General features: G+C 68.2%; 27 protein-coding genes and 2 pseudogenes. 12 read left to right on the forward strand and 17 right to left on the reverse strand.

Features of this window, described 5'->3' with window-relative positions; all coding sequences use genetic code 11:
• Positions 1-33 precede the first annotated feature (33 nt).
• The 3 genes from OHU34_RS46065 to OHU34_RS46075 all read right to left on the reverse strand — a co-directional run bounded on the left by OHU34_RS46065 (position 34) and on the right by OHU34_RS46075 (position 2,522).
• A complete protein-coding gene (locus tag OHU34_RS46065; protein ID WP_331733885.1) occupies positions 34-486 on the reverse strand; it encodes a hypothetical protein in 453 nt (150 codons plus the stop codon).
• 80 nt (positions 487-566) lie between these two features.
• Positions 567-806 (reverse strand): hypothetical protein, encoded by a 240-nt coding sequence (locus tag OHU34_RS46070; RefSeq protein WP_405772796.1) that lies wholly within the window; start codon positions 804-806, stop codon positions 567-569.
• A gap of 663 nt (positions 807-1,469) precedes the next feature.
• A complete protein-coding gene (locus OHU34_RS46075; protein WP_405772798.1) occupies positions 1,470-2,522 on the reverse strand; it encodes a hypothetical protein in 1,053 nt (350 codons plus the stop codon).
• A gap of 434 nt (positions 2,523-2,956) precedes the next feature.
• Here OHU34_RS46075 and OHU34_RS46080 point away from each other — a divergent pair, with 434 nt between their 5' ends.
• From OHU34_RS46080 to OHU34_RS46110, 7 genes are all read left to right on the forward strand, one after another.
• Positions 2,957-3,610 carry a hypothetical protein gene (locus tag OHU34_RS46080; protein WP_331733895.1) on the forward strand — a complete coding sequence of 218 codons (654 nt, stop codon included), beginning with the start codon at positions 2,957-2,959 and terminating at the stop codon, positions 3,608-3,610.
• A complete protein-coding gene (locus OHU34_RS46085; RefSeq protein WP_331733899.1) occupies positions 3,594-3,824 on the forward strand; it encodes a hypothetical protein in 231 nt (76 codons plus the stop codon). Before OHU34_RS46080 ends, OHU34_RS46085 begins: the two co-directional genes overlap by 17 nt.
• 62 nt (positions 3,825-3,886) lie before the next feature.
• Positions 3,887-4,213: a hypothetical protein gene (locus tag OHU34_RS46090; protein WP_405772801.1), complete on the forward strand. Its 327-nt coding sequence runs from the start codon at positions 3,887-3,889 to the stop codon at positions 4,211-4,213.
• A gap of 199 nt (positions 4,214-4,412) precedes the next feature.
• A complete protein-coding gene (locus tag OHU34_RS46095; RefSeq protein ID WP_331733901.1) occupies positions 4,413-4,757 on the forward strand; it encodes a helix-turn-helix transcriptional regulator in 345 nt (114 codons plus the stop codon).
• A complete protein-coding gene (locus OHU34_RS46100) occupies positions 4,744-5,262 on the forward strand; it encodes an ImmA/IrrE family metallo-endopeptidase (protein ID WP_331733904.1) in 519 nt (172 codons plus the stop codon). Before OHU34_RS46095 ends, OHU34_RS46100 begins: the two co-directional genes overlap by 14 nt.
• 589 nt (positions 5,263-5,851) lie before the next feature.
• Positions 5,852-6,865, forward strand: a complete 1,014-nt coding sequence (locus tag OHU34_RS46105) for an SMODS domain-containing nucleotidyltransferase (RefSeq protein ID WP_331733905.1) — start codon at positions 5,852-5,854, stop codon at positions 6,863-6,865.
• Positions 6,862-8,685, forward strand: a complete 1,824-nt coding sequence (locus tag OHU34_RS46110; protein ID WP_331733907.1) for a ThiF family adenylyltransferase — start codon at positions 6,862-6,864, stop codon at positions 8,683-8,685. The genes OHU34_RS46105 and OHU34_RS46110 overlap by 4 nt, the downstream gene beginning before the upstream one ends.
• Here OHU34_RS46110 and OHU34_RS46115 read toward each other — a convergent pair.
• The 3 genes from OHU34_RS46115 to OHU34_RS46125 form a co-directional block, all read right to left on the reverse strand.
• Complete coding sequence (locus OHU34_RS46115) at positions 8,601-9,857, reverse strand: SAVED domain-containing protein (protein ID WP_405772804.1); 1,257 nt, start codon at positions 9,855-9,857, stop codon at positions 8,601-8,603. The two genes, OHU34_RS46110 and OHU34_RS46115, sit on opposite strands and share 85 nt — an antisense overlap.
• Positions 9,858-10,060: 203 nt before the next feature.
• Positions 10,061-10,945: an ATP/GTP-binding protein gene (locus tag OHU34_RS46120; protein ID WP_331733912.1), complete on the reverse strand. Its 885-nt coding sequence runs from the start codon at positions 10,943-10,945 to the stop codon at positions 10,061-10,063.
• Entirely contained in the window at positions 10,939-11,559 is a 621-nt protein-coding gene (locus OHU34_RS46125) for a hypothetical protein (RefSeq protein WP_331733913.1), read from the reverse strand. The genes OHU34_RS46120 and OHU34_RS46125 overlap by 7 nt, the downstream gene beginning before the upstream one ends.
• A gap of 555 nt (positions 11,560-12,114) precedes the next feature.
• On the opposite strand from OHU34_RS46125, the pseudogene OHU34_RS46130 reads away from it, so the two are divergent.
• Positions 12,115-12,985 (forward strand): annotated as a pseudogene (locus OHU34_RS46130) (helix-turn-helix domain-containing protein).
• A gap of 58 nt (positions 12,986-13,043) precedes the next feature.
• Here the strand turns inward: OHU34_RS46130 and OHU34_RS46135 are convergent.
• A complete protein-coding gene (locus OHU34_RS46135) occupies positions 13,044-13,319 on the reverse strand; it encodes a hypothetical protein (protein WP_331733916.1) in 276 nt (91 codons plus the stop codon).
• A gap of 19 nt (positions 13,320-13,338) precedes the next feature.
• Here OHU34_RS46135 and OHU34_RS46140 point away from each other — a divergent pair.
• Positions 13,339-13,525, forward strand: a pseudogene (locus OHU34_RS46140) (IS1380 family transposase); the annotation flags it as partial.
• A gap of 366 nt (positions 13,526-13,891) precedes the next feature.
• Here the strand turns inward: OHU34_RS46140 and OHU34_RS46145 are convergent.
• Positions 13,892-15,853, reverse strand: coding sequence for a serine/threonine-protein kinase (locus tag OHU34_RS46145; RefSeq protein WP_331733918.1), 1,962 nt, complete (start codon positions 15,851-15,853; stop codon positions 13,892-13,894).
• 298 nt (positions 15,854-16,151) lie between these two features.
• Between OHU34_RS46145 and OHU34_RS46150 the strand changes: the two genes are divergently transcribed.
• Positions 16,152-17,141: a 5'-nucleotidase gene (locus tag OHU34_RS46150; protein WP_331733920.1), complete on the forward strand. Its 990-nt coding sequence runs from the start codon at positions 16,152-16,154 to the stop codon at positions 17,139-17,141.
• A 51-nt stretch (positions 17,142-17,192) separates the two neighbouring features.
• Here the strand turns inward: OHU34_RS46150 and OHU34_RS46155 are convergent, their stop codons facing one another.
• The 9 genes from OHU34_RS46155 to OHU34_RS46195 all read right to left on the reverse strand — a co-directional run bounded on the left by OHU34_RS46155 (position 17,193) and on the right by OHU34_RS46195 (position 23,733).
• Positions 17,193-17,609 carry a hypothetical protein gene (locus OHU34_RS46155; RefSeq protein WP_331733922.1) on the reverse strand — a complete coding sequence of 139 codons (417 nt, stop codon included), beginning with the start codon at positions 17,607-17,609 and terminating at the stop codon, positions 17,193-17,195.
• A complete protein-coding gene (locus OHU34_RS46160; protein WP_331733924.1) occupies positions 17,606-18,520 on the reverse strand; it encodes a replication-relaxation family protein in 915 nt (304 codons plus the stop codon). Before OHU34_RS46160 ends, OHU34_RS46155 begins: the two co-directional genes overlap by 4 nt.
• Before the next feature lie 456 nt (positions 18,521-18,976).
• Entirely contained in the window at positions 18,977-19,675 is a 699-nt protein-coding gene (locus OHU34_RS46165; protein ID WP_331734030.1) for a hypothetical protein, read from the reverse strand.
• Positions 19,676-19,801: 126 nt separating this feature from the next.
• The gene (locus tag OHU34_RS46170) at positions 19,802-20,176 is read right to left on the reverse strand and encodes a hypothetical protein (protein ID WP_405772807.1); all 375 of its coding nucleotides are present in this window, start codon (positions 20,174-20,176) and stop codon (positions 19,802-19,804) included.
• Between the two features lie 170 nt (positions 20,177-20,346).
• Positions 20,347-20,526, reverse strand: coding sequence for a hypothetical protein (locus tag OHU34_RS46175; RefSeq protein WP_405772809.1), 180 nt, complete (start codon positions 20,524-20,526; stop codon positions 20,347-20,349).
• A 73-nt stretch (positions 20,527-20,599) separates the two neighbouring features.
• A complete protein-coding gene (locus tag OHU34_RS46180; protein ID WP_331733930.1) occupies positions 20,600-21,112 on the reverse strand; it encodes a single-stranded DNA-binding protein in 513 nt (170 codons plus the stop codon).
• A 42-nt stretch (positions 21,113-21,154) separates the two neighbouring features.
• Positions 21,155-21,685: a hypothetical protein gene (locus tag OHU34_RS46185; protein WP_331733933.1), complete on the reverse strand. Its 531-nt coding sequence runs from the start codon at positions 21,683-21,685 to the stop codon at positions 21,155-21,157.
• Between the two features lie 120 nt (positions 21,686-21,805).
• Entirely contained in the window at positions 21,806-22,183 is a 378-nt protein-coding gene (locus tag OHU34_RS46190) for a hypothetical protein (protein WP_331733935.1), read from the reverse strand.
• Between the two features lie 29 nt (positions 22,184-22,212).
• Positions 22,213-23,733: a ParB N-terminal domain-containing protein gene (locus OHU34_RS46195; protein WP_331733936.1), complete on the reverse strand. Its 1,521-nt coding sequence runs from the start codon at positions 23,731-23,733 to the stop codon at positions 22,213-22,215.
• 898 nt (positions 23,734-24,631) lie between these two features.
• On the opposite strand from OHU34_RS46195, the gene OHU34_RS46200 reads away from it, so the two are divergent.
• Entirely contained in the window at positions 24,632-25,525 is an 894-nt protein-coding gene (locus OHU34_RS46200; protein WP_331733939.1) for a hypothetical protein, read from the forward strand.
• Positions 25,504-25,719 (forward strand): hypothetical protein, encoded by a 216-nt coding sequence (locus OHU34_RS46205; protein ID WP_331733942.1) that lies wholly within the window; start codon positions 25,504-25,506, stop codon positions 25,717-25,719. Before OHU34_RS46200 ends, OHU34_RS46205 begins: the two co-directional genes overlap by 22 nt.
• The last annotated feature ends 64 nt before the right edge of the window (positions 25,720-25,783 follow it).

Consider the following 25,783-nt stretch of genomic DNA (forward strand, 5'->3'; position numbering starts at 1 on the left):
CGTCGGCGCCAGTGATCTCCCCTGTCCGGACCTCTACTGGGCGATGTCGCGCCACCATTTGGCGACGCGGCTGTCCATCCAATAGAGCATCTCGGCTTTGCCTGTCGTGCTGTCGGAACCGCCCTGGCTGTTGTCGATGGGCCAGCGCTTCTCTTTGAACAGCTGGGAGGAGATACGGCTGAGGGCCGCGTGTTCGTTTCTCTGCTGGCGTTCCTGGAGTCCGGAGCGCTGGAGGAGCTCCGTGAAGGTGATCTTCTGGTCGGGCCGTTCGGCGGTTACCTCGAAGAGCGCGCGGACGCCGGTGAGGTGGTTCGCCCTGCTCCACAGCAGGGAGACTTGCGCCTTCGTCCACAGCCCTTGGCGTCCGAGGTCGACGACGACGTCGGTTCCGTCGATGTCGGCGAGCAGGCCGTTCAGCTTGGTGTGGAGTGATTCGACGTCGGCGAGTGCGGCGACGACCGCCGCGCGCATGGTCGGGTGGTCCATGACAGAACCCCAAGTTTCGACTTCGTAGACGAATCCGTACGCCTCTGACGGTGTGGACTCGTCCACGAAACCGCAAGAGTTCAGACGATGACCAGCTCCGCCGTCCGAGAGCCGCGCCCAGAACCAAGAAGGACTGGTACGAGATGGGCCTCGTACCAGTCCTTCTTGACCCCCGCCCCGACCCAGTTGCCCTGAGTGCCGTTCGTGGGCCACTCGTTGGCGAAGTGCTCCAACTGCTTCAGGATCAGGTCGGTGGCCTCCGGGGCCTCCTCCGAAATAACCGGGCTCTGTACGGGGCCCGCTGTGGCATTCCGCAACACCCGCGACGGGTACCGCCAGCAGACGGCAACAACCGTCGTGCTTCACTCTGGGGATTCCTCCGGGTCGTCCGGTGTCCTTGGCGACAGATATCGCGCTTCGGCGTAGCTGTGGTCGGGGCTTCACTCGGCGAGTGAGCGCGACACTTGGCGAGCTGAGCGTTCAGTTTTCAGTCATTTCCCATCAGCCATGCGAGGTGCTCGCCGAAGCCCTCCTGGTCAGAGCCCCGGGGACTGCGCCTGTACGCGCAGATGACGCACTGCCCGAAGCCAACCCGCCCCGACATGTCCAAGCCCTGGACACAGAAGGTCTCGTACCCACACACCGGGCACTCCTCGAAGTGGTGACCGTCAGGGTTGTGCCTGGGGTCGTACTCGTTGGGGTTCTCGGCCGGCTCCGCACGACGCTTGGCCTTTTCATCCCCCATGAGTTCTAGCGGAGCACGCGCCTGATCAGCCGACCTCCCGTCCTCGTCCTGGGCCCGTTCGTCGTCGCGGTCAGACTGGGCCTCGAGGAGCGTTCTCGAGGCGCTGCGCTCGAGGGTGCAGCGCCTAACGGGGCCAGGAAGCTGCTGAAGGGCCGGTCGGCGAGGAGTCCAGCGCAGTAATCGCACGGCCCAATCGACCGATGAGCGGCCCGGCCCAGAGGGGCGTGCTTTCGGTGCGTCAGGCCTCGCTGGCCTCAGGAGCGCCCAAGGTCAGGATCTCCCCGAGAGAAATGTAGGTCTGCAAGAAGATGAAGCGGGCCTCACCAAGGGCGACCTCAGCATGAGTGCCGGCCGAGCACCGTTCGTAGAGATCGGCCAGGGTCCGGCGCAGCCGGTCCCTGCGGCTCTTGGAAGCTCCGCAAGCGTGTGTGTGGGCTTGGAGGCGGTTCAGCACCTGCTGCGGTCCGACCTTCAGAGTCACCCCGTCCCCGATCTCATAGGGCTCATCTGCAGCTGGAAACACATAGTCCGCACAGGAGTCGATCAATCGGCGACAGGTGGTGAGGGCTTGGCTGACAGACTCGGGGTCCCCGTCCCGGAGGCGATCAGATACGCGCTCGATCTTGTCGAGAGCGCTCCCGCTCGCCGCCGCCAGGGACCCATCGACCTTCTTCTGCGTGTCCGCGAACAGGCTCGCCTGAATCTCGCTGAACAGGAGCTCGTGGTAGATCTCTGAAACGATGTCGTAGACGGTTGCGACGACTTGCCCGCAGATGCCTGTCCACGTACCGAAGATGCCTGAGGCTTCCACGATCCGTTCGTCATGGCGGCGCGAGGCAAGGAGGACGTTGTCGCCCGAATAGTTGCCCCCGCCGCGCATGGCATCTACAGCCTGCTGGGCAGACCCGACGTGCGCCTCCACCTTTGCGATCGAGCCGGAGTGGAAGCTCGTCTTCTCCTTGTTGGCCCACCGGCCCGCCCGTTCGATCCACTTCCTAGCAGAACCGTCGGTCGGGTACCCACTGCGCTCGAATCCGAGGAACTCCGTCAACTCGGTGTGGCCGACCAACCGGGCGAGTCTGCTCGCCTTCAGGACGACCTCGGACGCCTTCAATCGCTTGAGCTCGATATCAGCCAAGAGCTCGTCCGCAACTCGGATCGCTTCTTCCTGTCGCCCCACAACCCCGACCACCCGTCTCCTTTGAACTCCGCTCAGAGCAGTGGTATCACGCAGGGCCGACACTTCCATTCCGATTATCAAGGTGGTCACGGCAGCCCTCACTGCGGCCATGATGAAGGTGCTGCCCGGAACGGGCGGCCAAGTCAGGGGACGCGCTTGAGGCGAGGCGTCTTGTTCGCCGGCCGAACGGACTCCCCGTCAAGCCACCATCGCGACAGGGACGCCTGTCATGAACCCTGCTTCCCACACGCCCGGCCCGGCGCGTACGGCTCATCAGCGCCTGGAAGTGGATCGAGGCCAGGCACGACACCGCGCACCTGCTTCGCGGCGCTGGCACGGGGCTCATCGGCCTCACGCGCAGGCATAGTCCGTTCGGACCATGGCTTGTCCCTAGGTCGGATGTCGACCAGGATCATCTAATGACGACCAGAAAGGGCCATGCCCTCTAGGCGCCCCGCTCCGCTCTCCATCGCTCGCGCGCCGCCAACCGCCAACACCGCAGTGCCCGATGGCCGTGGCCGACCGCCCGCTCAGGAGAGCCCCCCGTGCAGAAGACCGTCCTCGTTCCCTACGCCCACCTGCCCCAAGCGCACCACGACCGCCACGTCCTGACCAGTACCGTCGACATTTTCGGCGCCGCCCACTGGCTGCTTGCCGAACGCGCTCCGCAGCTCGGCGGCGATGTTCTGCCCTTTGACGCGCTGGTCGTTTCCGTCGATCCGGGCGGCAACGTCGAACTCACCGAACTGAGCGCCGTGCGGGCCCGCTGGCCGCACCTGGACCGCCTGCCCGACGGCGGGTTTGTCGTCGCCGCGTCTCGCGTCCGCCGATACGAGGACGCGAACCAGGGCCAGGTCTTCGACGCGCTCGGCCGCGAGACCTCGTCCTTCTCCGTCGGGGACGCCATCGAGCACCTGCTCGTGGACGAGGCGGGCCGTATCTGGGTGGGGCACTTCGACGAGAACCCGGTGGGAATCCGTTGCTGGAGCGCCACGGGCCGACTCGCTTGGACGTCAGACGACGCCTGTATCCCCGGTCTCTTCGACTGCTACGCCCTGAACGTGTCGGGCACCACCAGCCTGGGCATGCCCATACACGGACTTCCCGCTCGTCGAGATACGCCCCGACCGCACCAATCGGCCCGTGAGGGTGTGGGCGAACCACGTACGGGGCTCCCATGCGGTGGCCGTACACGGTGAGCGGGTCGCCTTCTACGGCGGCTACGGCGAGGAGCGGGACCGACTCGCCCAAGGAGAGATCATCGAAACATCCGTCGCGTCAACGGACGTCGGCCTGCTCACCCTGCCCGATGGCTCTGCCCCCGGCCGTCGGCGGGTTGTAGGCCGAGGAAGCAGGATCTACGTCCAGGCCGAGCCGTTCACCACCTGGGGCGTGTTCGACCTCAGCAGCTGATACCCAGCGCTGCAAAGGCCATTGCTAACGCAGACACCCCTTCTGACCGCGCAGGGAGCAGCGTGCCGCCGTCCTTCACCCACCGAATCACCAAGTACGACCCCGCCGACCGTGACGAACACGGCCACTACACCGGTGCGGAGGAGGCGGTCAGTGACCATGGGCCGGTCGAAGCCGCGTACCTCGCGGCGATCGCCGCCTTCGCGGAGGACTCGGGCATCGATCGGCTGGAGATCCGCGAGCCCGCAGAACGAAGCCGACTTCAGATCGGCGACCTTCCAGGACTGCGCTCGGTTCGGTTCAGCGACCTTCCAAGACGGTGCCTGGTTCGAATCGGCGACCTTGCAAGACGGCGCGGCGCTTCCTCGCCGAGAGGTAGGACGGACTGACGGACGAGCCGAGGCCGGGTCGGCCGCCCACCATCAGCGTCGACCAGGTGAAAACGGAGGTGGTGACCACGCCGGGCTAGCTCCCGAAGAGCGCCGCCCACTGGTCGGGGAAATCGATGGCGTGGGACGAGGAAACTGCTCTCGATCACCTGTTCGCGAGGGGGCCTGGTCGTTCTGTAGCTGGGGAAGTAGGTTGTCAGTGAGGCTGGCAGCGCTTGGGGGCAGTGTGGAGGAAAAGGCGTTCAATGCGGCTGTGGGGCGGCTGATCCGTGAGACCAGAACCCGGGTCGGGCTGACGCAGGAACTGCTCGGGCGGCGGGCCGGGCTGTCGCGCGGGTCGATCACGAACATCGAGGGCGGGACGCAGACGCCTCCGCTATACCGCCTGGTTCGCATCGCGGCTGTCCTGGACGTGCAGCCAGCCGATCTGCTTCCGCAGCTTCTGCCGGAGGAGGTCGTCGGCCTTCCCGCCCGACATGCCGCCGATGTCGCCTCCGTGTGGTCGGAGGCCGAGAAACTCAAGGACGCCCATGGCCAGGGCTGACACCGCCGCGCGGACCCTGCTGCAGGAATTCCAGGTCACCGTCGCTCCGGTCGACCCTTTCATGCTGGCGCGCGGCCTCGGCGTCCAGGTCGTGCCGCAGGACCTGGACGCCGACGTCTCGGGCATGCTGCTGCGCAGGGACAGCCGTTGCGTGATCGGCGTGAACCGCACCCATCCCCGGTCGAGGCGGCGTTTCACGGTGGCTCACGAACTCGGGCACCTGCGAATGCACCGCGGCCGGCCCCTGATCCTGGACACGGACACGCGGGTGAACTACCGCAACACGGTGTCGAGCATGGCGACCGACCGTGAGGAGATCGAAGCCAACCGCTTCGCCGCGGCGCTGCTCGCTCCCGAGGTGCTGGTCCGCGAAGCGGTGCAGCGCATCTCCTTCCGCACCGTCGACGAACTGGTGGCCCAGTTGGCGGGATTGCTCGAGCTCAGCGAGATCGCGATGACCTACCGCCTGATGAACCTGGGCATCATCTCCGGTCCCGGGCAATAGAGCCCGGTGCTCGCTGCGGTCCCGGGCGTCCGCCGTCCGGCGAACCGATCCCGGGCGGACGCTCGTTGAAATGATGTCAGCAAGACTGTCCATCAATATGTGCCTTGCGCTCTGGTTGCTCTGTGTGCTGTGATTGTTACGCCAGAGAGCGATCGTGTTCTCTGAAAACGAAGTGCATCCTGCTCGGCATGTGCCTGCAGGCGTTCACCTGACAGGGCTGTACCACGCCCGTGACTGACGGTCCGTGACGACGGACCGCCTCACCGGCCGGACGGCACCGCTCTTAGCTCCTGCCGGTCGCACGGCGTCCTCGACAAGCTGCCTTGAGTAGTCAGTCTGACTGACTGCAATACGAACGGGCCGTTGGCGCAGCCGGACACTGCCGTCGGCCCTCAGCCCCGCAAACCGTCGAACGACGGTCTCTGAGCGTTCCCCGACACGGCCACTGCACCGACACATATCGGCATGTGCATTTCATGGTGCCCGCCAGGTAACTCACGGGTCCGCCAATCCGTTTCTGGCACTCCAACCCGCCGATCGGACCTCCGCGTCGGTCCGCAATCCCCCACTGTCTCTGGAGGATCCCCCCATGCAGCACGTCACCTGCTTCACCACATTCCTGCGGGACGTCGTCAACCTCAGCCAGGCCAAGCTCGATCTCCTCGACGCCCGCGTGGAGGCCATCTACCAGGCACTCAAAAGCGACCCCGAACTCGGACCGCTCGTCCTCGGCAAGAAGCCCCAAGGCTCCTGGGCGCAGCACACCATCATCAACCCGCAAGGAGACAAGGAGTTCGACGCCGACTTCATGCTCCACCTCCAGGAAGTCCTGGAGTGGGTGGACAACCCGGCAACCTACATCGACAAGATCTACGCCGCGCTCCACCGGCACAGCGTCTACAAGGACATGCCGCACACGCGTAAGTGCCGCTGTGTGCAGTTGACTTACGCCAACTCCATGCACGTCGACATCGTTCCCTACCTGCACCTGTCCGACGGCCGTGAAGTCATCGTCAACCGCGATGAGAACCGGTTCGAAGCGACCAACCCCGCTGGGTTCACCGCGTGGATGCGGGAGAAGGACGACATCGCGAGCGGCAATCTCCGCAAGGTCATCCGCCTAATGAAGTACCTGCGCGACCACCGCAACTCCTTCACTGGAACCCGTTCCATCATCCTCACCACCCTGCTTGGCGAACGCGTCACCCAGACCACCGCACTGCTCGAGCCGGGCTGCTACGCCAACGTGCCCACCGCCCTGCTCACCATTGTCGAAGACCTCGACGAGTGGCTGCAGGCCCGCCCCTGCAAGCCTTCCGTCCTCGACCCGTCCCAGTCGGGACTCACCTTCGACCACCGCTGGGACCAGCGCACCTACGCCTACTTCCGCGATCGCATCCACACCCACGCACGCCAGATCCGCGCCGCCTACGACGAGACGGACCTCTACACCAGCGTGCGCCGGTGGCGGGAGCTTTTCGGCAGCCGCTTCCCCGAGCCGCCCGGCCCGTCATCCTCGTCTACGGTGCTGGCGCCGTTGGCTGGGCCCAAGTTCCCGGTGCCGCCCCTGATCACTCCCACTCGCACCGGACGTGCCGGATGACCAAGCGCAAACCGCCTGCGCCCACCGCGAGCCCGTGGCAGCGGACCCTGCTGTCCGGTCTCAAAGCCCTTGCCGCCCAGCACCCCGAAGACCTCCGGGTCCTGGCCGGCCCCCCGGTCCTGTCCCGCGACCTGCTCATGGTCACCGTCAGTCTGCGCACTACAGGCATCCCGCGCGCCGAAGGCGGCCTCGTACTGGGGGAGACCGAGGAGTTCGTGCTCGGTCTCCCGCCTGTCGAGCGGATCCCCCCATACGTGCTGACAGCGCATACCCGCTTCGCCGGCACCCCGCACGTGCTGGAGGGACGACGTCTGTGCATCTACCTCGACGCCGACCGCGAGTGGAACCCGGAAGGGGGCATCCCGGCCGTCCTCAACCGGCTGTGGCAGTGGCTCACCGATGCCGCCGCCAACCGGTTCGACACCACCACGGCCCTCTATCACGCCGTCGGGGGAGTCCTGCACCGCACTGACGACACCCCCACCGTCGTCGCCCGTGAACCGGCCGAGCAGCGCACCGTGCACACCGGCTGGCTCACTCCCCGCCACGACCGCCGTCTCGACCTGACCGCCCGCCGTGCTGGCGAGCACAGCCTGCGCCTGCCCGTGATGCCCATCGGCCACCACCTGCCGTATGCGGCCGGCCACACCCTCGCCGATGTGCTCGACCGCATCGACAACCACCCGCCCGGCCTTCCACGCCCCCGTCGCCACCAGCACGGAGCCGCCGCGGCCGCCTTCATGACCGCCCTGCACCACGCTGCCCGCCGCAACCCCCCGGGAACCTGCCAGTACTTCGTGCTCGCCATACCCCACCCCCGCCCGCCGGCGGAACCCCGCTTCCTCTTGGCCGGCCGCCTGCCCGCACCCGCCAGCGACGCCCTGCGCCGCACACCCCCCCGAGCCCCGGACCCGTCCGTGCTGCCCGACGGCATACGCGACAGCGCCGTCGAATGGTGCTACCTCTCCGACGAAAGGCAAGCCGTGACCACCCGCCGTGACACCCAACGGCCCGTCAACGCCTTCCGCGACACCCACGTCCACATCTGGGGCTGCGGCGGCATCGGCTCCTGGGCCGCCGAACTGATCGCCCGCTCCGGAGCCGCCCGCATCACCCTCAGCGACCCCGGCACTCCCATCACTGGCGGACTCCTGGTGCGGCAGAACTACACCGAAGCCGACATCGGAGAGAACAAGGCCACAGCCCTCGCCAGACGCCTGCGCAGCCTGCGCGACGACCTCACCGTCGACATCTGCCCGCCGCCGTCCCCCGAACTGCTGGATGCGGCCCGGCAGGCCGACGTCATCATCGACGCCACTGTCAGCATCACCGCCGGACGCTTCCTCGACCTCCAGGCACGCCTTCCCGGCCGCACGGCAGTACTCGCCCAGATGACCACCGACACGGCCACGGCCAGCCACGGCGTCCTCACCGTCTCAGCCCCCGGCACCGGCCACGGCCCCTCGTTCATCGACCACACCGCCGGCACGCACGTCCTGGCCGTCCCTATCCTGGAGCCCTACCACCCGCTGTGGACCGAACCGGAACCGGGCGATGAGATCCAGCCCACCCGTGGCTGCTCCGTGCCCACCTTCCACGGATCCGCCGCCGACCTGGCAGGCACCACCGCCACCCTCGTCACTCTGCTCGGCATGCAACTACACCACCCTGTCTCCGGTACCCATCTGTGCGCCCAGCCCCACACCGGCACTCAGCCGGCCCACCACTTCATCCCCTACGCACCCCACCCCGACGCCCCCTCCGCCGTGGTCCCCGCACCCGCTCTGCCTACCCCGCCCACCTCGAGCGTCGCCACGTAACGGCCCGCCAGACGCTCGTACACCACCAACTGCGGATGGACCTGCGGATGATGGACACGGCCGAGTGCGATGGCCGCGGACATCGGTACCGCCGGCAGCACATGCAGGCGTTCCACCGTCTTTGCGTCCGCTTCTAGCCCGGCGAAGAAGCCCCGCAGCTCCGCAGTGAAACGCTCCAGACGTCCGCTGTCGCGCATGATGCCCGGACCCGTCGGCACCCCGACCGGACGGATCTCCCAGCGACGCAGTTCCGCCAGAGCATCCGGTACCTCCTGCATCCCGATCGCTCCCGACACGTTCACGATCAGCACCGCCTCGTTCCCGGCCGGGACGTCCCGATCGAGCAGCGTGGTGAACCCTGCGCGCGTGTGGTCTCGGTCGCGCCACACCCACGACTCGTTCTCGCGGTGGCGCTGGTAGATATCGGTGGGCACAGTGTCGTCCAGCCGGGACCCCAGATGCACCAGCAGCGGAAGACGCGCGAAGCCGAACACGCTCACATGCCTCACAGCATCGCGCGTGATGCCGGGCCGCAGCCGCTGCTCGATCACACCATCGATCACCTCGGCCGCCGTGCGGTAATACGCTCGGCTGGCACTCGCAGCCCGATCGGCCGTGCACGGAAGAACCGCTGACTCCCCGGGCATACCGCGCAGGTCGATCTCCAGCCCGTGACGCGTGTAGGACTCCAGGAACAGCGGGTACCGGTCCTCTGCGATGACAGCGGCCGCAGCTGTCTGCTGGGACAGTTCCACCTCGTTGCCGTGGACCGGACCCACCATCCGCACCACCGTGGTGGCGCGGTCCGGGCCCAGGCCCGTCACATGCCGGACCCTGTCCTCGTGCTCCTGTTTGATCCGGCGCAGCTTCTCCACCGTGAACAGGTCCACTGCGCCCGCCGCGTCGATCTCGCGATGCTGGTCGGCGCACAAGAGCATCAAATTGTCCGCGTCGTCCCGCCGTGCCGGATCCAGAGGATACAAACTGCGAGGAGAACGGGCGCTGCTGCCACCACCGACGATATGAGCCAGCTCGCCCAGATGCAGCACTCGCCCCGACATAGAGCCTTCCAACAGGTAGGCGTTGCACAGCGCGCACCTGCCCGCACTGCGGACCCACACCTCCCGACGCACCGCATCGGACGGCCTGCCACCACCGCGCGCTCCGCTCACCGCCCCTGCCCCTTCCGGCCGGTCCGTGTCCCGTCTGCGACGGTATGCCGTAACAGCCCATGCAGCGAACGAACTTGACAAACGGGCGTCCACGCTCCCGCGCCATACCACGACACCTGACACGACTGCTGCAACTGGCACCGCCTGGACCGCGTGCTCGCGCTCGAGGACAGTCCCATCAGGCGCAGCTCCGGCCTCTCGCGTCAGTTGAGGACTTGGAGTTCCGCGAGAGGGACCTGGGTCTGGGTCTGTCGGGTTTCGGTGAGCTGGCCAGCCTGCCTACCGCCGCCCGTGGTGACCTGCCAGTCGATGGTCCAGGTCGACGTCGCCGTGACCTGGTATCGGCCTCCGGCCTGGTCGGCGGAGGTCCGGGTGTAGGTGTGCCCGCACGTAGGAGAATCCGACTTCCCTGCCGCCGCGGTGTACGGCGTGCCCGGCCCGGCACACGTCACGACGGCGCCGTCGCCCATCGCCCACACGATCTTGGAGACCTTCGCGGTCGCTGTGACCGTGACGCCGCCTGCCGACGCGCTCGCCGTGTTGGGCCCGTACGTCGTGGGGCTCTGGTTGACCCACATCCACATCGGCATCCCGACCAGATAGCGCCCCGCTGCTCTCGGGTTGGCGATGTCGGGTCCGGCGAGCTTCATGGAGTCGACGGCCCGCTGGGCGAGGACGGCCGGGTCGACGGCGGCCGTCGCGGGCGGCGGGTCGGCGAGCCACTGGTACCGCACGACGGTGTTGAGGCTATCGAGGTAGTGGCAGGTCTGCTCGTAGACGGCGCCGTCGCCGGGCGTGTGGCCTTCCCAGTCCAGGGAAGCCGCCGGGGGCTGCGGTGCAAGCAGCTTGTACACACACGTCCACGGGTTGCTGCCGTTGCCGCTCCCGCTGCCGCCCTGCGGCTCACTGCCCGCCTGGCCCCCGGTGCTGCTGCCGGCCTGGCCGGGGTCGTCGGCCTCCACCTCGCAGATGTAGTCACCGCAGCCCACACCGCCGCCGGGCCCGTCCGCGAGGGCGGTGGGTGCCACGCTGAGGACGGCCGCCAGGGCCACGCCGACGGCGCTCGCCGTCCTGGCCCGGGTCAGCACTTCTTGCCCTGCGGCTCGTCGCGGACGACCCGCCAGCCCTGCGGCCACTTCTCCAGCGTGGTGAGCACCTGGTACTTCGTGATCCGGTCGGCCGGCAGCGTGACGGGCTTACGGGTCTTGGCATCGACCGGCTGCCACCGCGAGACATCGAGGCAGCTGAAGAGCGTCACCCTCGGCGTCGTGCTGTCCAGCTCGGTCTTGGTGACCACCGCATCGGAGAAGGTGACCTTCCCCAGGTAGATCCGGCCCTGCGCGTGGGCGCGCTGCGCATCGCTCTCAGCCTTCGACAACGTCTCGGACGCCGCGTACTGCGCCAGGCCCTTGGTGGTGCCGTTGCGGTCGGCGTAGAGCCCCTGCATCTCCTGCCAGAAGCCCCGGTAGACCGTCAACGCGGTCGCCTTCGCCTCGGCTTCCGGGTCCGCCGGCGCTGTCGACAGGGGCGCGGCCGACGCTGTAAGGGTGGGGGCGGTGGACTCCGTCGCGGTGGTGTCGTCGCCGCTGCTGCACCCGGCCAGGGCCGCGGTCGCGCAGAGCATGGCTGTCAGGGCGGTGAGACAGGTGCGGGTGCGAAGCGCTCCGGTGGCTAACGGTCCGGTGGTGGATTGTCTGGTCACGTTCCCTCTCCGTCATGACACGGGTGTGGTGCACGTGTGCAACAGCAAGGCTACGCATATGCCTGCCAACTTCCCAAGCAGCTCAGGGAGTTCACCTCATGCCCGTCCGTACCCGTCCGGCCGGGCGGAGGACAGGGCGCCAGACGGCGGGCGGTGCGCAGCCAGCTCCGTCCTGCGCAGCCGAGCGACCGCCTGCGCAGCCGACGGCGCGGTGGCCGGGGTGCCTGGGGCCGGGTGTTTGCGCAGTGTCTGCGCAATGCGCTGACCTGCGGTGGTCGGGCTTGTGGTCGGGGTCCTGGCCCACCGTGGTCGGGCCTGTGGTTGGGGGCATTGCGCAGACCTCGGGGGCGATTGCGCAGACCACAACGCGCTGCGCAATCGCCTGCTGCGCACCGCCTGTGCCCGTTTTTGCTCCCTCCCGGTGTAACAAATGACAGGGTCACGGGCCGCTTTGGATGTCCGGCGAACAAGGCGGCATGGCGCATGATCCACACTCCATGCTCCGTGGCAATCTGCGGGTCAGCAGGATGACTTGGAGCCGGAGGTACACCGCTCGTGACGGCGAACATCAACCCCACCGTCAGGAGACGCCGTCTGGGAGCCGAGCTGCGCCGGCTCCGCCAAGCCAGTGGGCTGAAGAGCACCGAAGCGGCCGAGCGCCTCATGGTCTCCCAGCCCAAGATCAGTCACCTGGAGAACGGCCGCCGCGCCATCAGCCCCCGCGACGTACGCGACCTGTGCGCGCTCTACGGGGTGACGGACCAGCAGGTCATCGACTCGCTGATGGAGATGGCCAGGGAATCCGGCCAGCAGGGCTGGTGGCACGCCTACGGCGACATCCCGCAGAGCGCCTACATCGCCCTGGAGACGGACGCCGCATCCCTCCACGCCCTACGAACCCATGACGATCCCCGCACTGCTGCAGACACCCGCCTACGCCCACGCGGTCATCAGGGCATCGATCCCCCAGATCACTGCCGAAGAGGCCCGCACGCGTCTCAAGGTGCGGCTGCGCCGCCAGCACCGGATCTACGACCCGGCCTGCCCGCTGTACCTGTGGGTCGTCCTGGACGAAACGGCACTGCGCCGCGTCGTCGGCAGCCCCGACATCATGCGCGAACAGCTGGAACACCTGAACGCACTCGGCGCCGAGCCGCACATCATGGTGCAGGTCCTGCCCTACACGGCCGGCGCCCACCCGGGCCTGTCAGGGCAGTTCTCCGTCCTGCATTCCGCCGGCAGCTCCGCAGCTTTGGTGTATCTGGAACGGTTCACCAGTGACCTCTACCTGGACAAACCGTCCGACGTACAGCACTACAGGGTGCTGCACGACCACCTCCAGGCCCTGGCCCTCGACCCTGACCGCAGCCGCGACTTCATCACCGACGTCACCAGCGTGTACGTCCACGCAGCGAGCCGTTCCTGAGCGCCAAAGAGCGTGAGGCGAGAGCCTGCTGGCGCCGTGGCGGTCTCACCGAAGGTCTCTACGGCACCAGCGGATCCATCCAGCCAACCCGTTGTTCCGGGTCCCGTACGGGACGCCAGACAGCCGCGGCGGGCCCGTGCTGGAGCAGGTCGGTCATCGGCGCGGCGAGTACGGTCACCTCGCGCAGGAGGTGGGCGACGGCGAGGTCGAGGTTAGCTGTGTGCAGGGCACGGAGATGGTGGTCGATGCCGGCGGGGCCGGTGCCGTCCCGGACGAACAGTAGTCGCGGGAAGAGCGGATAGTGCCGCTGCCATTCCTCCGTCAGGCAGGTCATCTCCAGGATCTTCTTGTCGGTGAAGAGGGGTATCGGGTCGTACCCGCCTGTCCGTGTCGAGGACGGGGGTCACGGGGTCGCAACGCAGTCCGGGTCAGTGTGGCTGGTGGAGGCGATCCGCAAGACCGGCCTCGACGGCGATATCCGGTGCGCTCACCCCGTGGCGCAAGCAACGGCCCGTCCACGACCCGGCGAAGGCCCTGCTCTCAAATCCCCCAGGAATACGGCGGTTTGGGTATCCACGCGTGCAGAACTGAGTACGCGTACTCACGGCGCGGCAGCTCCCTGGCGGCAACAGTGGGTGGCAGGCCAAGCGACTGGAGACGATCATGCACCTGCCCGGCAGAATGAACCGAGCCGCCACTGCCTTCCGACCCGAAAGGGTTCGCATGGTCGTTGCTGCTCTCGCGAGCGGGGTCGCAGTCGTGGCACTCACCGGATGTGCCGGCTTCGAGTACCAGTCAGCCCGCGAGCGTCGTGGTCTGCGAGCACCTGAACACCCTGATCTTCCCGGTTGACACCGTCCGTCCGGGAGCCCGCCCGCTGCTCCTGCCGCGGACCGCGGGGGCGGGCTACGCTGCGCAGCTACCGGCAGAGCCCCAGCGCAGGAACCTGCTGGATCCCGCATCGTCGACGACGATGACTGCGTATTGCGCGTAGCGCCATTCCTTGCGGGCTTGGGATTCCGTGAGGACCGCCTGGCAGGCCGTGTCGGCTGCGAGTGCGGCCCACCGGTCTCGTGTCGCCTCGTCCCACGCGGGCTTGTCGGCCCATACGTACATCACGGCCTCGTCGCGGGCGAAGCCGATGGACACGTTGCCGTTGTCGAGCCAGTTGGGATCGCTGATGATGCGGGAGTTGCCCTGCCACTCGGAAATGATGCTGTCGACCGTCTGTCCGGCGACGCGGATCTCGTCCTTGTCCGTGCTGGGGATGTGCGCCTGCTCCAGGCCGGACTTGGTGGGCTGCCAATCCGAGTCCTGTCCGGCGGCGGGAGTGCGCCGGTTCTGGACCGATGTGTCGCAGGAGGTGTTGGTGCGGAAGTCGTCCTCCCATACGATGCTCGGGCCTTCCTCACGGGCAGTGTCCACGACGATGTAGTCGTCGTAGGGGAAGTCGGGGTAGGACTTGGCGAGGTCCTGCAGGCCCAGGCACACCGTCGAGGCGACTTCTTGCACTGCCACCGGGGACAGCTCCTGGCCGCTTGTCGCGACGTACACATCCCCTCCTCGCCGGTGGAAGGTGATGGCACGATTGAAGTCGGGATAGGCGACGGGATCCAGCCAGGCCCCCGTCCCCATCGCCCCGAAGGCGTCGTTCTCGGCAGGGGTTCTGGCCGGCCGAGATTCCTTCCACGCGGTGAGAGACGCCTCGCCCGGATCGTCCGTTGCCGTACTGGCGGGGTTGTGGCTTCGGGCCGGGCTCTGTGCGTTGTTCGTCGCGTCTGTGGTCGGGCTGGAGAGGAATGCAGGGTTGCCCGTGGAACTCTTCGCCCCGGGGCTGTTGCCTGTCTGGATGAGAAGAGCGCCCACAAGCGCTCCGCTCAGGGCTGCGGCTCCGACGACCATGGCGATCGTACGGACACGGCCCTTGCGTCGTCCGGCGGGAACCCGCCAAGCCGGGTCGTCCAGGGCGGGCATGTCCCACTGGGCTGTCACCAGGTCGTTCACGGCGGTGGGGATGTCCGTGGCCGGGTGCAGAGCCTGGGTTGTCTGGGTGGAGAGCAGCGCCGTGCATTTCTCGGCGAGTATCGCGGCGGAGGGACGGTCGTCAGGTGTTTTCGCCAGTGCGGACGTCACGAGCGCCAGGAGGTCGTCAGGCATGCCCGTGGTGTCGGGCTCGCCCGATATCACGCGGTAGGCGACTGCGTCGGGAGCTCCGGTGCCGAAGGGCAGACGTCCGGTGGCAGCGTAGGCGATCAGGGCTCCCCAGGCGAAGACGTCGCCGGCGGGGCCCGTGATCCCGGTGTGGTAGGCCTCGGGGCTGATCCAGCCGGTGGTGCCGGTCATGACGCCGGTGCGGGTCACCGAGGTGCCGTCCAGGGCGTGGGCGATGCCGAAGTCCAGTACCCGGGGTCCGGAGGGGGCGAGGATGACGTTGGCCGGCTTGACGTCGCGGTGGGCCACACCGGCCGCGTGAACGGCTGCCAGTGCGGCCGCGGTTCCGGCTGCGAGAGCGTACAGCCGGGCTCCGCCGAGCGGGCCGTCGACGCTGATGTGCCGGCCGAGGGTGGGGCCGGGGATGTATTCGGTGGCAAGCCACGGGGCGGCAGCATCGGTGTCGGCCGCGAGCAGCGATACCAGACAGGGACCGGCGACCCGCCGGGTCACGTCAACTTCCCGCCTGAACCGGGCGCGGAACTCATCGTCGTCGGCCTGCGCGGGATGGATGAGCTTGACGGCGACCCTCAGCCCATCGGGATCCACGGCTGCGTGGACCGTGCCCATGCCGCCCGAGCCGAGTCGCCCGATGATTCGGTAAGGGCCTATCCGAGCCGGGTCACCAAGCTGTGCGGGGTGGACACGCGTGGGCAACGAGGACTCCCGGAAACAAGGCGGAACAGGCTGTGCTGGTCAGGTCCGTAACCTTTCCATGCCGCGATTCCAAGCGAAAGCCCTGCCCCGGGTGAGGAAACGCCAGTGCGTCAACTGCCCGGCCCGGCGAGATGCGGAAGGCCGGAATCCGGCCCGCCCGCTCCGGTCCTGCGGCACTGGATTTTCCCGACACCCCTTCCCTCAACCCGCCCGAACCCAGCAGAGCCGATCACCACAACCTCCGCGCCGCCGGGCGGCAGGCCCTTCGCGGAGCGCGGTGATTTAACATGATCGGGGCATGTGGGCGAATGAATGCCGGGGGTACGACGTGGCTGTCTACGAACTCAAGAACCGCCTGGTCGTCGGTATCGCCTCCAGCGCCCTGTTCAACCTGGCGGAGGCGGATGCCGTCTTCCGCGATCAGGGAGAGGAGGCCTATCGCACCTACCAGGAAGAGCACCTGGACGACACGCTGGACAAAGGGGTGGCCTTCCCCTTCATCCGCAGGCTGCTGTCCCTGAACGACCTCTCACCCGATGACCCTCTGGTCGAGGTCATCATCCTGTCCCGCAATGATCCCGACACCGGGTTGCGGGTCATGCGGTCCATCCAGTCCCACGAACTGCCCATCAGCCGGGCCATCTTCATGCAGGGCCGCTCGCCCTACCACTTCATGCCCGCCCTGAACATGTCCCTGTTCCTGTCCGCGAACGAGGATGACGTCCGCGAGGCCGTCGCGCTCGGGCTGCCCGCCGGCCGCGTGCTCGGCCCGGCGGTGGCCGACGAGGGCGATGACCAGGACCTGCGGATCGCCTTCGACTTCGACGGAGTCCTCGCCGACGACGCCTCGGAACAGATCTACCAGTCCGGCGGCATCGAGGACTTCCGCTTCCATGAATCGGCGAACGCCGCCACCCCGCACGACCCGGGTCCCCTGCGTGACTTCCTCGCAGGCATCAACCGCCTCCAGCTGCGTGAGGAAGAACAACGGGCACAAGACGCCGACTACAAGATCCGCGTCCACGTCTCCCTCGTCACCGCCCGCAACGCACCTGCTCACGAACGCCCGGTGCGCAGCCTGAAGGACTGGGGTGTGGCCGTCAACGACGCCTTCTTCCTCGGCGGCATAGACAAGAGCACGATCATGGAGGTCCTCAAGCCCCACATCTTCTTCGACGACCAGGTAGGCCACCTGGCCGGCACCGCCCGCAGCACGCCCAGCGTGCACATCCCCTTTGGGAAGATAAACGAACCGGATCACCCGGCGACTGAGCAAGCACAGCAATGAGGCCCGTCTCGGACCGAGTCCGGGCCGCGAAACTGCCCTGGACTACGCCGCTCAACTCCAGGGCGTCTCGGCCACGGGGATGACAAGGGGGAGATCGGCAGTGACGGTGGCGCCCTCGGGGGTGGTGTCGACGGTGAGAGTGCCCTCGAACTCTTCGACGCGCTCGTGCATGGACTGGATCCCCACACCGGGTGTCCACGGCACGGTGCACCGGCCGCTGCCGGTGACGGTCACGCGCAAAAGCGCGAGCTCCGTGAGCTGCACGGTGAGGCGGGCGGTGGTGCCGTCCTCTCCGACGCCGGCTCCACCGGCATCGACCCCGCCGACTGCACCGCCCTCGACGGTACTGTCACCGTCCTCGCGTCCGACGGCCCGGTCGAGTGGAGCGCGGCCCTCACCGACACCGCGGACGCCCCCGACTCCGGTTCCCTCTCCGGCGTGACCGTGCCCCCCGCGCGAGGAGGTCACAGGGCGGTCCATGAGCGCGGCTCGCCCCCTGTCAGAGGTACCCACATTGGCCCACTGGGACCGTGCTGCTCGATGTCTTCCAGGATGGCGGCTCCCAGCTGGACTTCGCGGGAGACGGCTGCAACGAGCGGGTGCTGGGCGACCATCGCCTGGAGGTCTTTGGTCCTGTCTCCCAGCCTGGCCCGGGAGGCGCCGGTGAGGACGAAGAGGACGCGGGGGAAGACCGGATACCAGCGGAGCCAGGCCGGCCCCTTGGGGGCTGGTCTGCGGCGGCCGACGGGTTGGGCTTCGTACTGGAACAGCCGGGCGTACTCGATCAGCTTCACGGCGAGGCGTTCGCTGCTCATGGTGGTGCGGTCGACTTCCACGAACGCGCGCAGTTTCCGCCGGTGTTCGCCGTCGACGGCGGTGTAGTGCATGACGGCGTCGGCCACGAGCCGCTCGCCCTCGCCTATGGAGTGCGATATCTCGGGGGTCCAGTCCCAGGGGCCGTGTTCGTGGCCGTGCCGTCGGGCGTCGGCGGCAAATGCCAGGTGGGCACGTACGGCGGCGAGTGTGTGGTGCGTTTTCAAGGATGCTGCGGTGGCTGAGGTGATGGGGTAGGGCGGCCGTCCTCGGAGAACGGGCAGATCCCGGGTGAGGCGGGATCCTTCCGGTGTGAGGTACCAGGCGCGGGTACGGTCACGGCTCGCGTTCGGCAGAGCAGTGGAGTCGACGAAGCCCGCGGCGCGCAGCTTGGCCAGCACACGGAACACCACCTGACGTGAGCTGCCCGGGCGCAGCATGAGGCGCAGCTGTTCGGTCGTGGCGATGCGATGCTGAGCGAGAGCGGCCAACGCCTGATGCTTCAGAGGTTCGGCGGGCCCGGTGCCTGCCGGGGAGATCCGGGCGGTCGGTGTACCGGCGGTCATTGAAGATCCTTTCGAGGCGCCCCACGCGGCATGGCCGCCTCCGCGCGAACCTGCTCCGCGTATCTTGCTGCGCAGCCAGGCCGACGCCCGTGGCCATGTCGTCACGGAGCGGTGCGGGCCGGCCAGCTCTCACTGGGAACGCCCTCCGCGACCTGACTCTGAGGAGCAAAGCCGCCCGGCCCGACCAAGCCTGCGACCATGAAGGCCCGACCACGGTCACGAATCCGACACGACGTGGGCCTGCGCCGGCGCGGCGGCCATCCACGAACCCGACCACGGGAAGGTGCCGGTGAAAGTTGGCGATGGCCGGTCCGCAGCAGCCGTGGCTGCTGCGGGGCGAGGTGGCGAACCCCGCATGCCGGCCATCGTTGCGGCACCCGGCCCGCAAGGGACCAACACCCCATAAACCGGGAGCCGCGTTCAAGGGGCGGTGGGACAGAGCCGCACCGCCGGGTCCTACTTTCTGTGCCTGCGCTCGTCGGCCTGCTCGAGGATCCGCCTGCGCGTCCAGCGCCGGCGCCCGCGCTGCTCCGTGACGGCGTCGGGTGTCTTCAGCAGGGGGAGATAGCCCTGCGCAAGGCTGCTGGAGAAGGAGCCGACGCTCTTGTAGCCGAGCAGTGCCGCGGCCTGTGACGCCCCGAGGAGCTCGTCGGGATCACCGTCGACAGGAACGTCAGGCAGCGCCGGCGCGCCCCGGTCGGAACCGAGATGCCGGCCGCTGCCGGGCCGGTTCGCCTGCCAGTCGAGAAGGGTTTGCGCGCGCCACAGCTTCCGGCGATACGGGCGCTCAGGGGTGCCCATTTCTTCGACGGCGTCCGGGTCGGGGAAGTACCCGGGGTGGTCACGGAGGAAGTTGTTGACCTGGCTGACGTTCTTGTAGCCCAGAAACCTCGAGGCGTCCGCGGCGTTCAGGAGGTCGTCGGGGTCCCGCGTGGGCGGTGTGTGGTCGGTGATCCTTGCGAGCTTCCGCTGGGCGAACCACTTGGTGACCTCGTCGTGGTCCCACAGGCGGGCACGCCGTCGCATGCCGGCGGTCTCCGGGAACCCGTTCTCGGAGCGCTTGTTGTAGAGGTTCGTGATCTGTGCGGAGGTCAGGTTCTGGTCGGTCGCGATCTCGGCAGCGTCAGCCAGGCGAGGCGTACGTCGCGCGGTCATGGCGGGACCGTCCGTCCAGTCGAGAAGGATGCCGGCCTGCCCGGCTCGCAACTCAGATAATGGCAGAAGATCTGAACGTAGGTCCAGCCCGCTGCCCAGGATTTCCTGGGCAGCAGACAATGAGCGTCAGGGCTCTGGGATCAGGCATACCCCGCGGCGGGCGGCGTCCTCGGCCATCTCGGAGTAGGCCAGAGCTGCGGGAGTCATGTCCCACTCGGTGAGAGCGAGCAGCGAAACCAGCTCGGCGCGGTCCTGCGACGCATCACATGGCAAGCCGGCCGCGTGCACGGCTGTCACCAGAACCTCGGGCGACATCCCTGCGACACGCCCCGTCACGGTTCTCAGCGCATCGTGATAACCCTGCTCGTGCAACTCACTTGCCTCGGTGAGGAGCAGCAGTACAAAGTCCTCGTCGTGACTGGCTGCTGCAGCCGCGGCAAGATCGAGGAGACGCTGGGCGGACGTAGTCATCATGACCAGTATGCCCTTCGAAGTGATCAATCTGGGGCATCGGAGGCGGTAGGAGACTCGTGCGGCGGGGCCAGCAGCGTTGCACCGCAACCCGCCCAAAACGCTTCTCTGGAGGGGCCCTCTGGGGTTGGGCGGCGCAGTCGCCGCACAGGAGCCGTTTCGCGTTTGCGGGCCAGGTCGAGTTCCTTGCGGGGCTCGAGTTACAGTGCCGCGCTGACCTGCACCTGAGGTTCGGCGAATTCGGGTCCACCGGCACCCGGGTCGCGAGTGTCGCAGGTTCTCGCGTGGCGGTCGGCGGCGATCTGGGGCAGGGCGAATTGGGCGGCCCCCACGGCGAGGGCGGCACGTTCGGCCAGGGTGGGCTCGAGCATGGCGTCCATTTGGGCACGGCGCGGCACCGGCAGGCGAGCCGGTGCCGTGCCTGGTGGGCGAGGTGAAGGGGAAAGGAGGCGCTCAGCGGCTGACGCGAAGGGGCGAAGCGTCGGCGGCAGTTGGGGAGCCGGGTTCGGACCAGCCGGAGGATCGCCGTTCCTCCCACCAGCCGGGCGGGTTGCCTGGTCGGCTGGTGGCCCGTTCGGTGGGTTGCGGCGTGGGAGGCGGGTTGACGGGAGCGGCGGCGGCCGGGCCGGGGAGGCCCGCTTCGGTATAGGCGATGCGGTCGCGCAGGCTGAGTCCGAGGTCGTCGATGCTGAGTCGGATGGCGTTGGTCTTGATTTCGGTGATGCGGCCATGGACGAGGACTGCTGATCCGTTGACGAGTGACTCGGTGGTGTTGCGGGCGAGGTCGCCCCAGGCGGTGCACACGTAGGGGATCGGGGTGCCGTCCAGCCACTGCCGTGTGGCGGGGTCCCATTTGCGGGGGACTTCGGTGAGGCGGAACCGGCAGACGGCGAGGCCGGATTCGGTGAAGCGGATTTCGATGTTGCCGGCGACGGTGCCGGACACCTGCGTGGTGGGTGTGGGCATGCGAGCACCCCCGAAGTAGATAATAGTGTATCTAGGTGGGCGTTAATTCCCCCTCTTCCAGTGCATCCACCGCCTCTGGCGGACCAGCCTGCGCAGCCGTTGTGACCACGCGCTCGCCGGCACCGGCGCGGCACCCGCGCTGAACACCGTGGCATTGCCGACCTCGACGTAGAGCGGGACCGTTGAGTCGCCGCGCACGAGCTGCGCCATGGTGGTGTCGAGATCCACCATCACCCGCACGGCCTGTACGTCAGCGTCCAGGTAGGCGAATACCAGCACGCCGCCGACCTCGATGCAGGGCAGACCGTCGTCGTCGGGGCCGGTCATCGGGTGGAAGACGGCCGTGCTGTTGGCTTCGGCGCAGAACTCCTCGCCGGGGAAGCAGAAGCCGTACGGTGTCGCCATCCTGGGCGAGAGCCGGCCGATCTCCGCAGACCGTCCGGGCGTGACGACGGGCCGCTTCGCGGTGTCCAGCTCGAGCAGCCGTGCGGTGGCTGCCTCTTGTACGGCGACCAGGGACTTGACGTCTGTCAGGTCGCGGATGTGGTCGTGGACCTCGGTAGGGGTGAGCACGCGTTGCAGTCCTCTCGTTTGCGGAGGTGGCCGGGCGCTGAGCCGCCCGCGGCCTCGGCGCCGGGCGTCGGGGTCGGGGGCCCGGCGGGTGAGCGGCACCCGCCGGACGGTGGGGGTTGGTCAGCCGAGCGGGTAGAGAACGAGCGCGGCGACGGTGTTGTCGGGGATCTCGGGGAACAGTTCACGCAGTTCCGGGTCTTTGGCCAGTTCGCTCTCCAGCGGGTACACATCGCCGGTCAGGTCGTAGATGGGGGCGTACCGGCCATGGCTGTAGGTGCTGAAGGGGGAGTAGCGGTTGCCCTCGGTGTCGCTGGAAAGGACGACCAGCGTGGTGCCGGGGAGGCCGGCCCAGTCCTTGCGGACGAGCTGGCGCAGCAGGTCGAGAGTGAGCGGTTGGTATCGCCGGTTCGCGGTCGGCTCGGGTTCGGTGGGGTGGGACGACGGCATGACGAACTCCCGGTGGTCGGTCTTGTTCGGGTGGGGGAGGAGCCGGGGCATGGCAGCCCCGGCCGGGGGTGCGTGAGGGGTTATGCGGCGTCCGGCGTCTGGGGCCGGTGCTGGGCGACGGCCTGGTTCTCGACCTCGGAGAGGGCGTAGCTGCCGTTGTCGGTCTGTCCGAGCGCTTCCAGGAGCAGCAGGTAGGCGGCCTGTCGCGGACTGGGGGCTTCCCAGAGGTAGGCGGGGCGGTAGCGCGCCATGTCGTAGGTCTTCGGGTCGTGGATGTCGGCTTCGTAGGCAGCGGCGACCTGGGCGAACAGGATGTTCGCGAGCCGGGCCTTCGGTAGGGCGGCGGCCAGTTCCGATGCCTTGGTGTGCTCGCCCTCCTTGGCCCCCAGGTACCGCGCCACGTCGGTGGTGTCCCGTTTGCTTGCCCATGTGCCGTAGAACTCGGGCAGCTCCAGCAGTACCCGCTGAGCGAAGAGCCGGGCGTCCTCGGGCAGGCTCTTGCTGCGGACCAGGCGCTCCACGAACTGCTGACGGGGCCCGGCGGCCGCCTTCCATGCCCGGTTGCAGGCGACCACCCGCGCCCGCTCGGCCGCCTTCTCCGCCGCTTGCTCCTCGTCGTGCGCTGTGCGCGGCCTCTTGGGCTGCTTGCGGACCTTGTGGCCGTTCTCGGTCGGGTCGGAGCAGTACCAGACGGGCTGGTTGTCCTCGTCCAGCTGTGCGCAGTGGCCGTGGCAGCCGTGGTGGTTGTCGGCGGTGAGCGGGTTGCCCAGTTTGGTGGTGAGGTCCGTCAGCGGCCGGGCGGACTCCCGGGTGCTGTAGGGGAGGGTGGACAGCAGGGTGACGCCGGATTCCTGGAGGGCTGCCGTGGCGTCCGCGCGGGCCTTGGTGCTGGCCTGTTCCTCCATGAGCAGGGCGAACTCCTGGTCCCAGTGCCCGCGACCGCCCCGGCCCTCCTCCTGGTCCTTTGCCAGGGCCCGGAGCAGCCGCTGAGGGGCGTTCGGGATCTCCTCCACCTCGGCGAGCTGGGCGGTCTGCTCCAGGTCCATGCCTCCGGCGGTGGCCTGCCGGAGCGTGGCGTCGTTCAGCGTCTGAGCCTTGCGGAGGTGCTTGACCGCCCCGCGCTTGAGGCCCATCGCCCTGACGGCCCTGGCCTGGTCCACCTCGTCCATACCGACCAGGCACAGTTCCTGGGCCTTGAGGGTGTCGCGGGTGTCCATCTCCTGACGGTGGTCGTTCTCCACCAGCGACAGGAAACGGGTCCAGCCGTCACGGCCGACCAGGTCCGTGCGGACGAACGACTTGACCGTGCGGACGGGGCGGCCGTCCTGTTCGGCGGTGGCGTTGGCGATCTGTGCGGCCTGGCCGCGCCGCCAGCCCTTGAACACCCCGTAGGTGCCGTCCGGGTTGGGGCGGACGCTGATGGCCTCCTCGACGCCGAGTTCCTTGACGGACGAGATCAGCTTGTCGTCCGGCTCGCTGTCGTGCTCGCGGGCATTGCACTCGTCGCGCACGAGCAGGGCTGAGTCGAGGTGCACGATCTGGTGTACGGCCTCCTCGAATTCGTCCGGCTTGTCGCTCTGAGTCGAGATGGCGGTGGCCATGTGGCGCTCCTTTTCCTTGTCTCCGCGGCGAGTTCGGGGTGCATCCCTCGCATTATTTAAATAATAGTACATGTTGGGGATGTGGCTAGATAGCCTCTGAACTGCTAAAACGCGATGCTCGATGCCGATCCGGATGGGGCTGTTGGCCTCGGTGGAATGCTCGGGCCGACTCCCGCATGCGGAGGAGACCGGCGAGGTCGAGTCCAGGGTCTCTCCGTCGCCGGATGGTGCTTTGACGTCGGCTCCGTTGATCTCGGCGGTGAGCTTGCCGGACTTCTGGCTGACCTCCCGGGTGGACAGGACCTGTCAGTTGTGGCCGCCCTTGGAGCTGAGAACGTCCGTGTTGGGGCGGACAACGATCCAGCCTTCGCCGGGCACGGTCAGGTGCCTGCCGAAGGCGCCGAGCACCTTGGCCTGCCCATCGGGACCGACCGCGATCTGCTGGACGATCTCCGAGTCGAGGTGGGTGTGTCAGGGGCGGGCTCGATCGTGCCGTCGTCGGCGCGCTGGGGCCCGAAGAACTCATGCCCAGGCTGGTCTCGCCCGGCCCCTCGGGCGCCCGCCGGGAAGCGACGATCGGTCGGGCGGGTGCCCCGCGAGGTTTTTCCCATGGGGTCGGGAGCGGTATGGCGGGATAGGGGTGCCGGCCGTGTTCGGGTCGGCTTGGACAGGAGGGCTGTCCCGTATGAAGCCGGCGGGCCGCCTCCGTGGAAAGGAGTGCGTGCGTGAGCAGGATGCGTTCGTCCGGGCCGTGGGCTCCCCATTGGGTTCTCGTACTGCTGCTGGTGGCCGTCGCCGCGGTGCTGGCCACATTGAGCCAGGCGTGGGAGAGCGCCGTTACCGCGGCGGCGGCCGTCTATGGCGCCGTAGCGTCAGGGCAGGACCGAGGGAGCCGACCATGACCCGTACCCCGCCCGGCACTTTGGAACTGGTCCTGGTTGCCGAGCTCGCGCGATGCGACGTGACCGCCACGCCGTACCAGTTCGAACGGTGGCGCGGGCAGCGATGGCTGCCTCCGGTAGCGCAGTGGACCGATTCCGCAACGGGTGCGATCCGGCCGGAGATCGTGCACCGGGCCGCCTGGCTCGCGGCTCTGTCCAAGACCGGACGAGGCATCAGCTGGGTGGGCTGGGTGTTCTGGGCGATCGACGACACCCCGCACAGCGCACAGCGGCTGCGCCGGGCCCTGACGAGGACACTCGAGCTGCCCCTGCATCGGAGGGGAATCGATCCCTTCCGGATCCCGGCCGGGGACAGCGACTGCGCCTTCGCGGCCAGGCAGGAGATGGCCGATCGGCTCCTGGCCGGGCGGCGCGCCATCGGGCGCGACCTGGACGGCATCCTGCGTGTGCACGCCGCCGCTGCGGGACTCGCCCTGCCGGAGCCCCGGTCGGTGTCCAACCCGTTCGACAAGGCGCTGTTAGAGGTTGGTGCCCGTCTCCTGATCGGCGGTATGACCGACGTCAGCCCCGAGGAGCTCACCGAGGCGTGGCAGAGCGTCTGGACCGGGGCGCCGGAACAGATCGACCGGATCGGCGCCGCCCACATCAGCGCCGACGAAGCGGGCGTCGACCTGCGGGCCCGTTCTCCGCTGGCAGACGGTCTGCGCGGGCTGCTCCGCGCTGTCGAGACGGCGGATGACCGGCTGCTGTGCGAAGCGGTACGCGCCTGCACCAAGGCGAGCGGGGCGCTGGCGAAACTTCTGATGGAATGCGCGGACAGTGAGCCGGAGATCCTGGGGAGACTGATGGACGACGTGATGTGGGACCAGTGGGTCGTGTCGGAGGCGTAGCACCGTCCGGACGACTCGGCGAGGCCGCGATCGCGCTCAGCACCGTCCAGTACCTCGTCGTTCCCGACTGGGCCGCCGACCTGGACCGCTACCAGGCCCTCATGGAAGCCCTGCTGGATGCATCCGGGCCGGCGGCAGGGCTGAATGCCGGCAGCGTGAACCGTCCGGCAGGTGACGTCGACACGGGAGCGTGACAGAGGACCGGAACGGGCCGCGGGCCGATGCGGTGTCCCAAGCCACCAGGCCGACCGGACCGGA

Source organism: Streptomyces sp. NBC_00080 (assembly GCF_045041255.1).
GTDB classification, from domain to species: Bacteria; Actinomycetota; Actinomycetes; order Streptomycetales; family Streptomycetaceae; genus Streptomyces; species Streptomyces coriariae.

Bases quoted from the DNA above. Each gene is read 5' to 3' on its own strand.
- OHU34_RS46065 (WP_331733885.1), bottom strand. From the start codon at position 486: ATGGACCACCCGACCATGCGCGCGGCGGTCGTCGCCGCACTCGCCGAC.
- OHU34_RS46075 (WP_405772798.1), bottom strand. From the start codon at position 2,522: ATGGCCGCAGTGAGGGCTGCCGTGACCACCTTGATAATCGGAATGGAA.
- OHU34_RS46100 (WP_331733904.1), top strand. From the start codon at position 4,744: ATGGCCAGGGCTGACACCGCCGCGCGGACCCTGCTGCAGGAATTCCAG.
- OHU34_RS46105 (WP_331733905.1), top strand. From the start codon at position 5,852: ATGCAGCACGTCACCTGCTTCACCACATTCCTGCGGGACGTCGTCAAC.
- OHU34_RS46110 (WP_331733907.1), top strand. From the start codon at position 6,862: ATGACCAAGCGCAAACCGCCTGCGCCCACCGCGAGCCCGTGGCAGCGG.
- OHU34_RS46135 (WP_331733916.1), bottom strand. From the start codon at position 13,319: ATGACCTGCCTGACGGAGGAATGGCAGCGGCACTATCCGCTCTTCCCG.
- OHU34_RS46150 (WP_331733920.1), top strand. From the start codon at position 16,152: ATGTGGGCGAATGAATGCCGGGGGTACGACGTGGCTGTCTACGAACTC.
- OHU34_RS46160 (WP_331733924.1), bottom strand. From the start codon at position 18,520: ATGACCGCCGGTACACCGACCGCCCGGATCTCCCCGGCAGGCACCGGG.
- OHU34_RS46165 (WP_331734030.1), bottom strand. From the start codon at position 19,675: ATGACCGCGCGACGTACGCCTCGCCTGGCTGACGCTGCCGAGATCGCG.
- OHU34_RS46175 (WP_405772809.1), bottom strand. From the start codon at position 20,526: ATGGACGCCATGCTCGAGCCCACCCTGGCCGAACGTGCCGCCCTCGCC.
- OHU34_RS46180 (WP_331733930.1), bottom strand. From the start codon at position 21,112: ATGCCCACACCCACCACGCAGGTGTCCGGCACCGTCGCCGGCAACATC.
- OHU34_RS46190 (WP_331733935.1), bottom strand. From the start codon at position 22,183: ATGCCCCGGCTCCTCCCCCACCCGAACAAGACCGACCACCGGGAGTTC.
- OHU34_RS46195 (WP_331733936.1), bottom strand. From the start codon at position 23,733: ATGGCCACCGCCATCTCGACTCAGAGCGACAAGCCGGACGAATTCGAG.
- OHU34_RS46200 (WP_331733939.1), top strand. From the start codon at position 24,632: ATGACCCGTACCCCGCCCGGCACTTTGGAACTGGTCCTGGTTGCCGAG.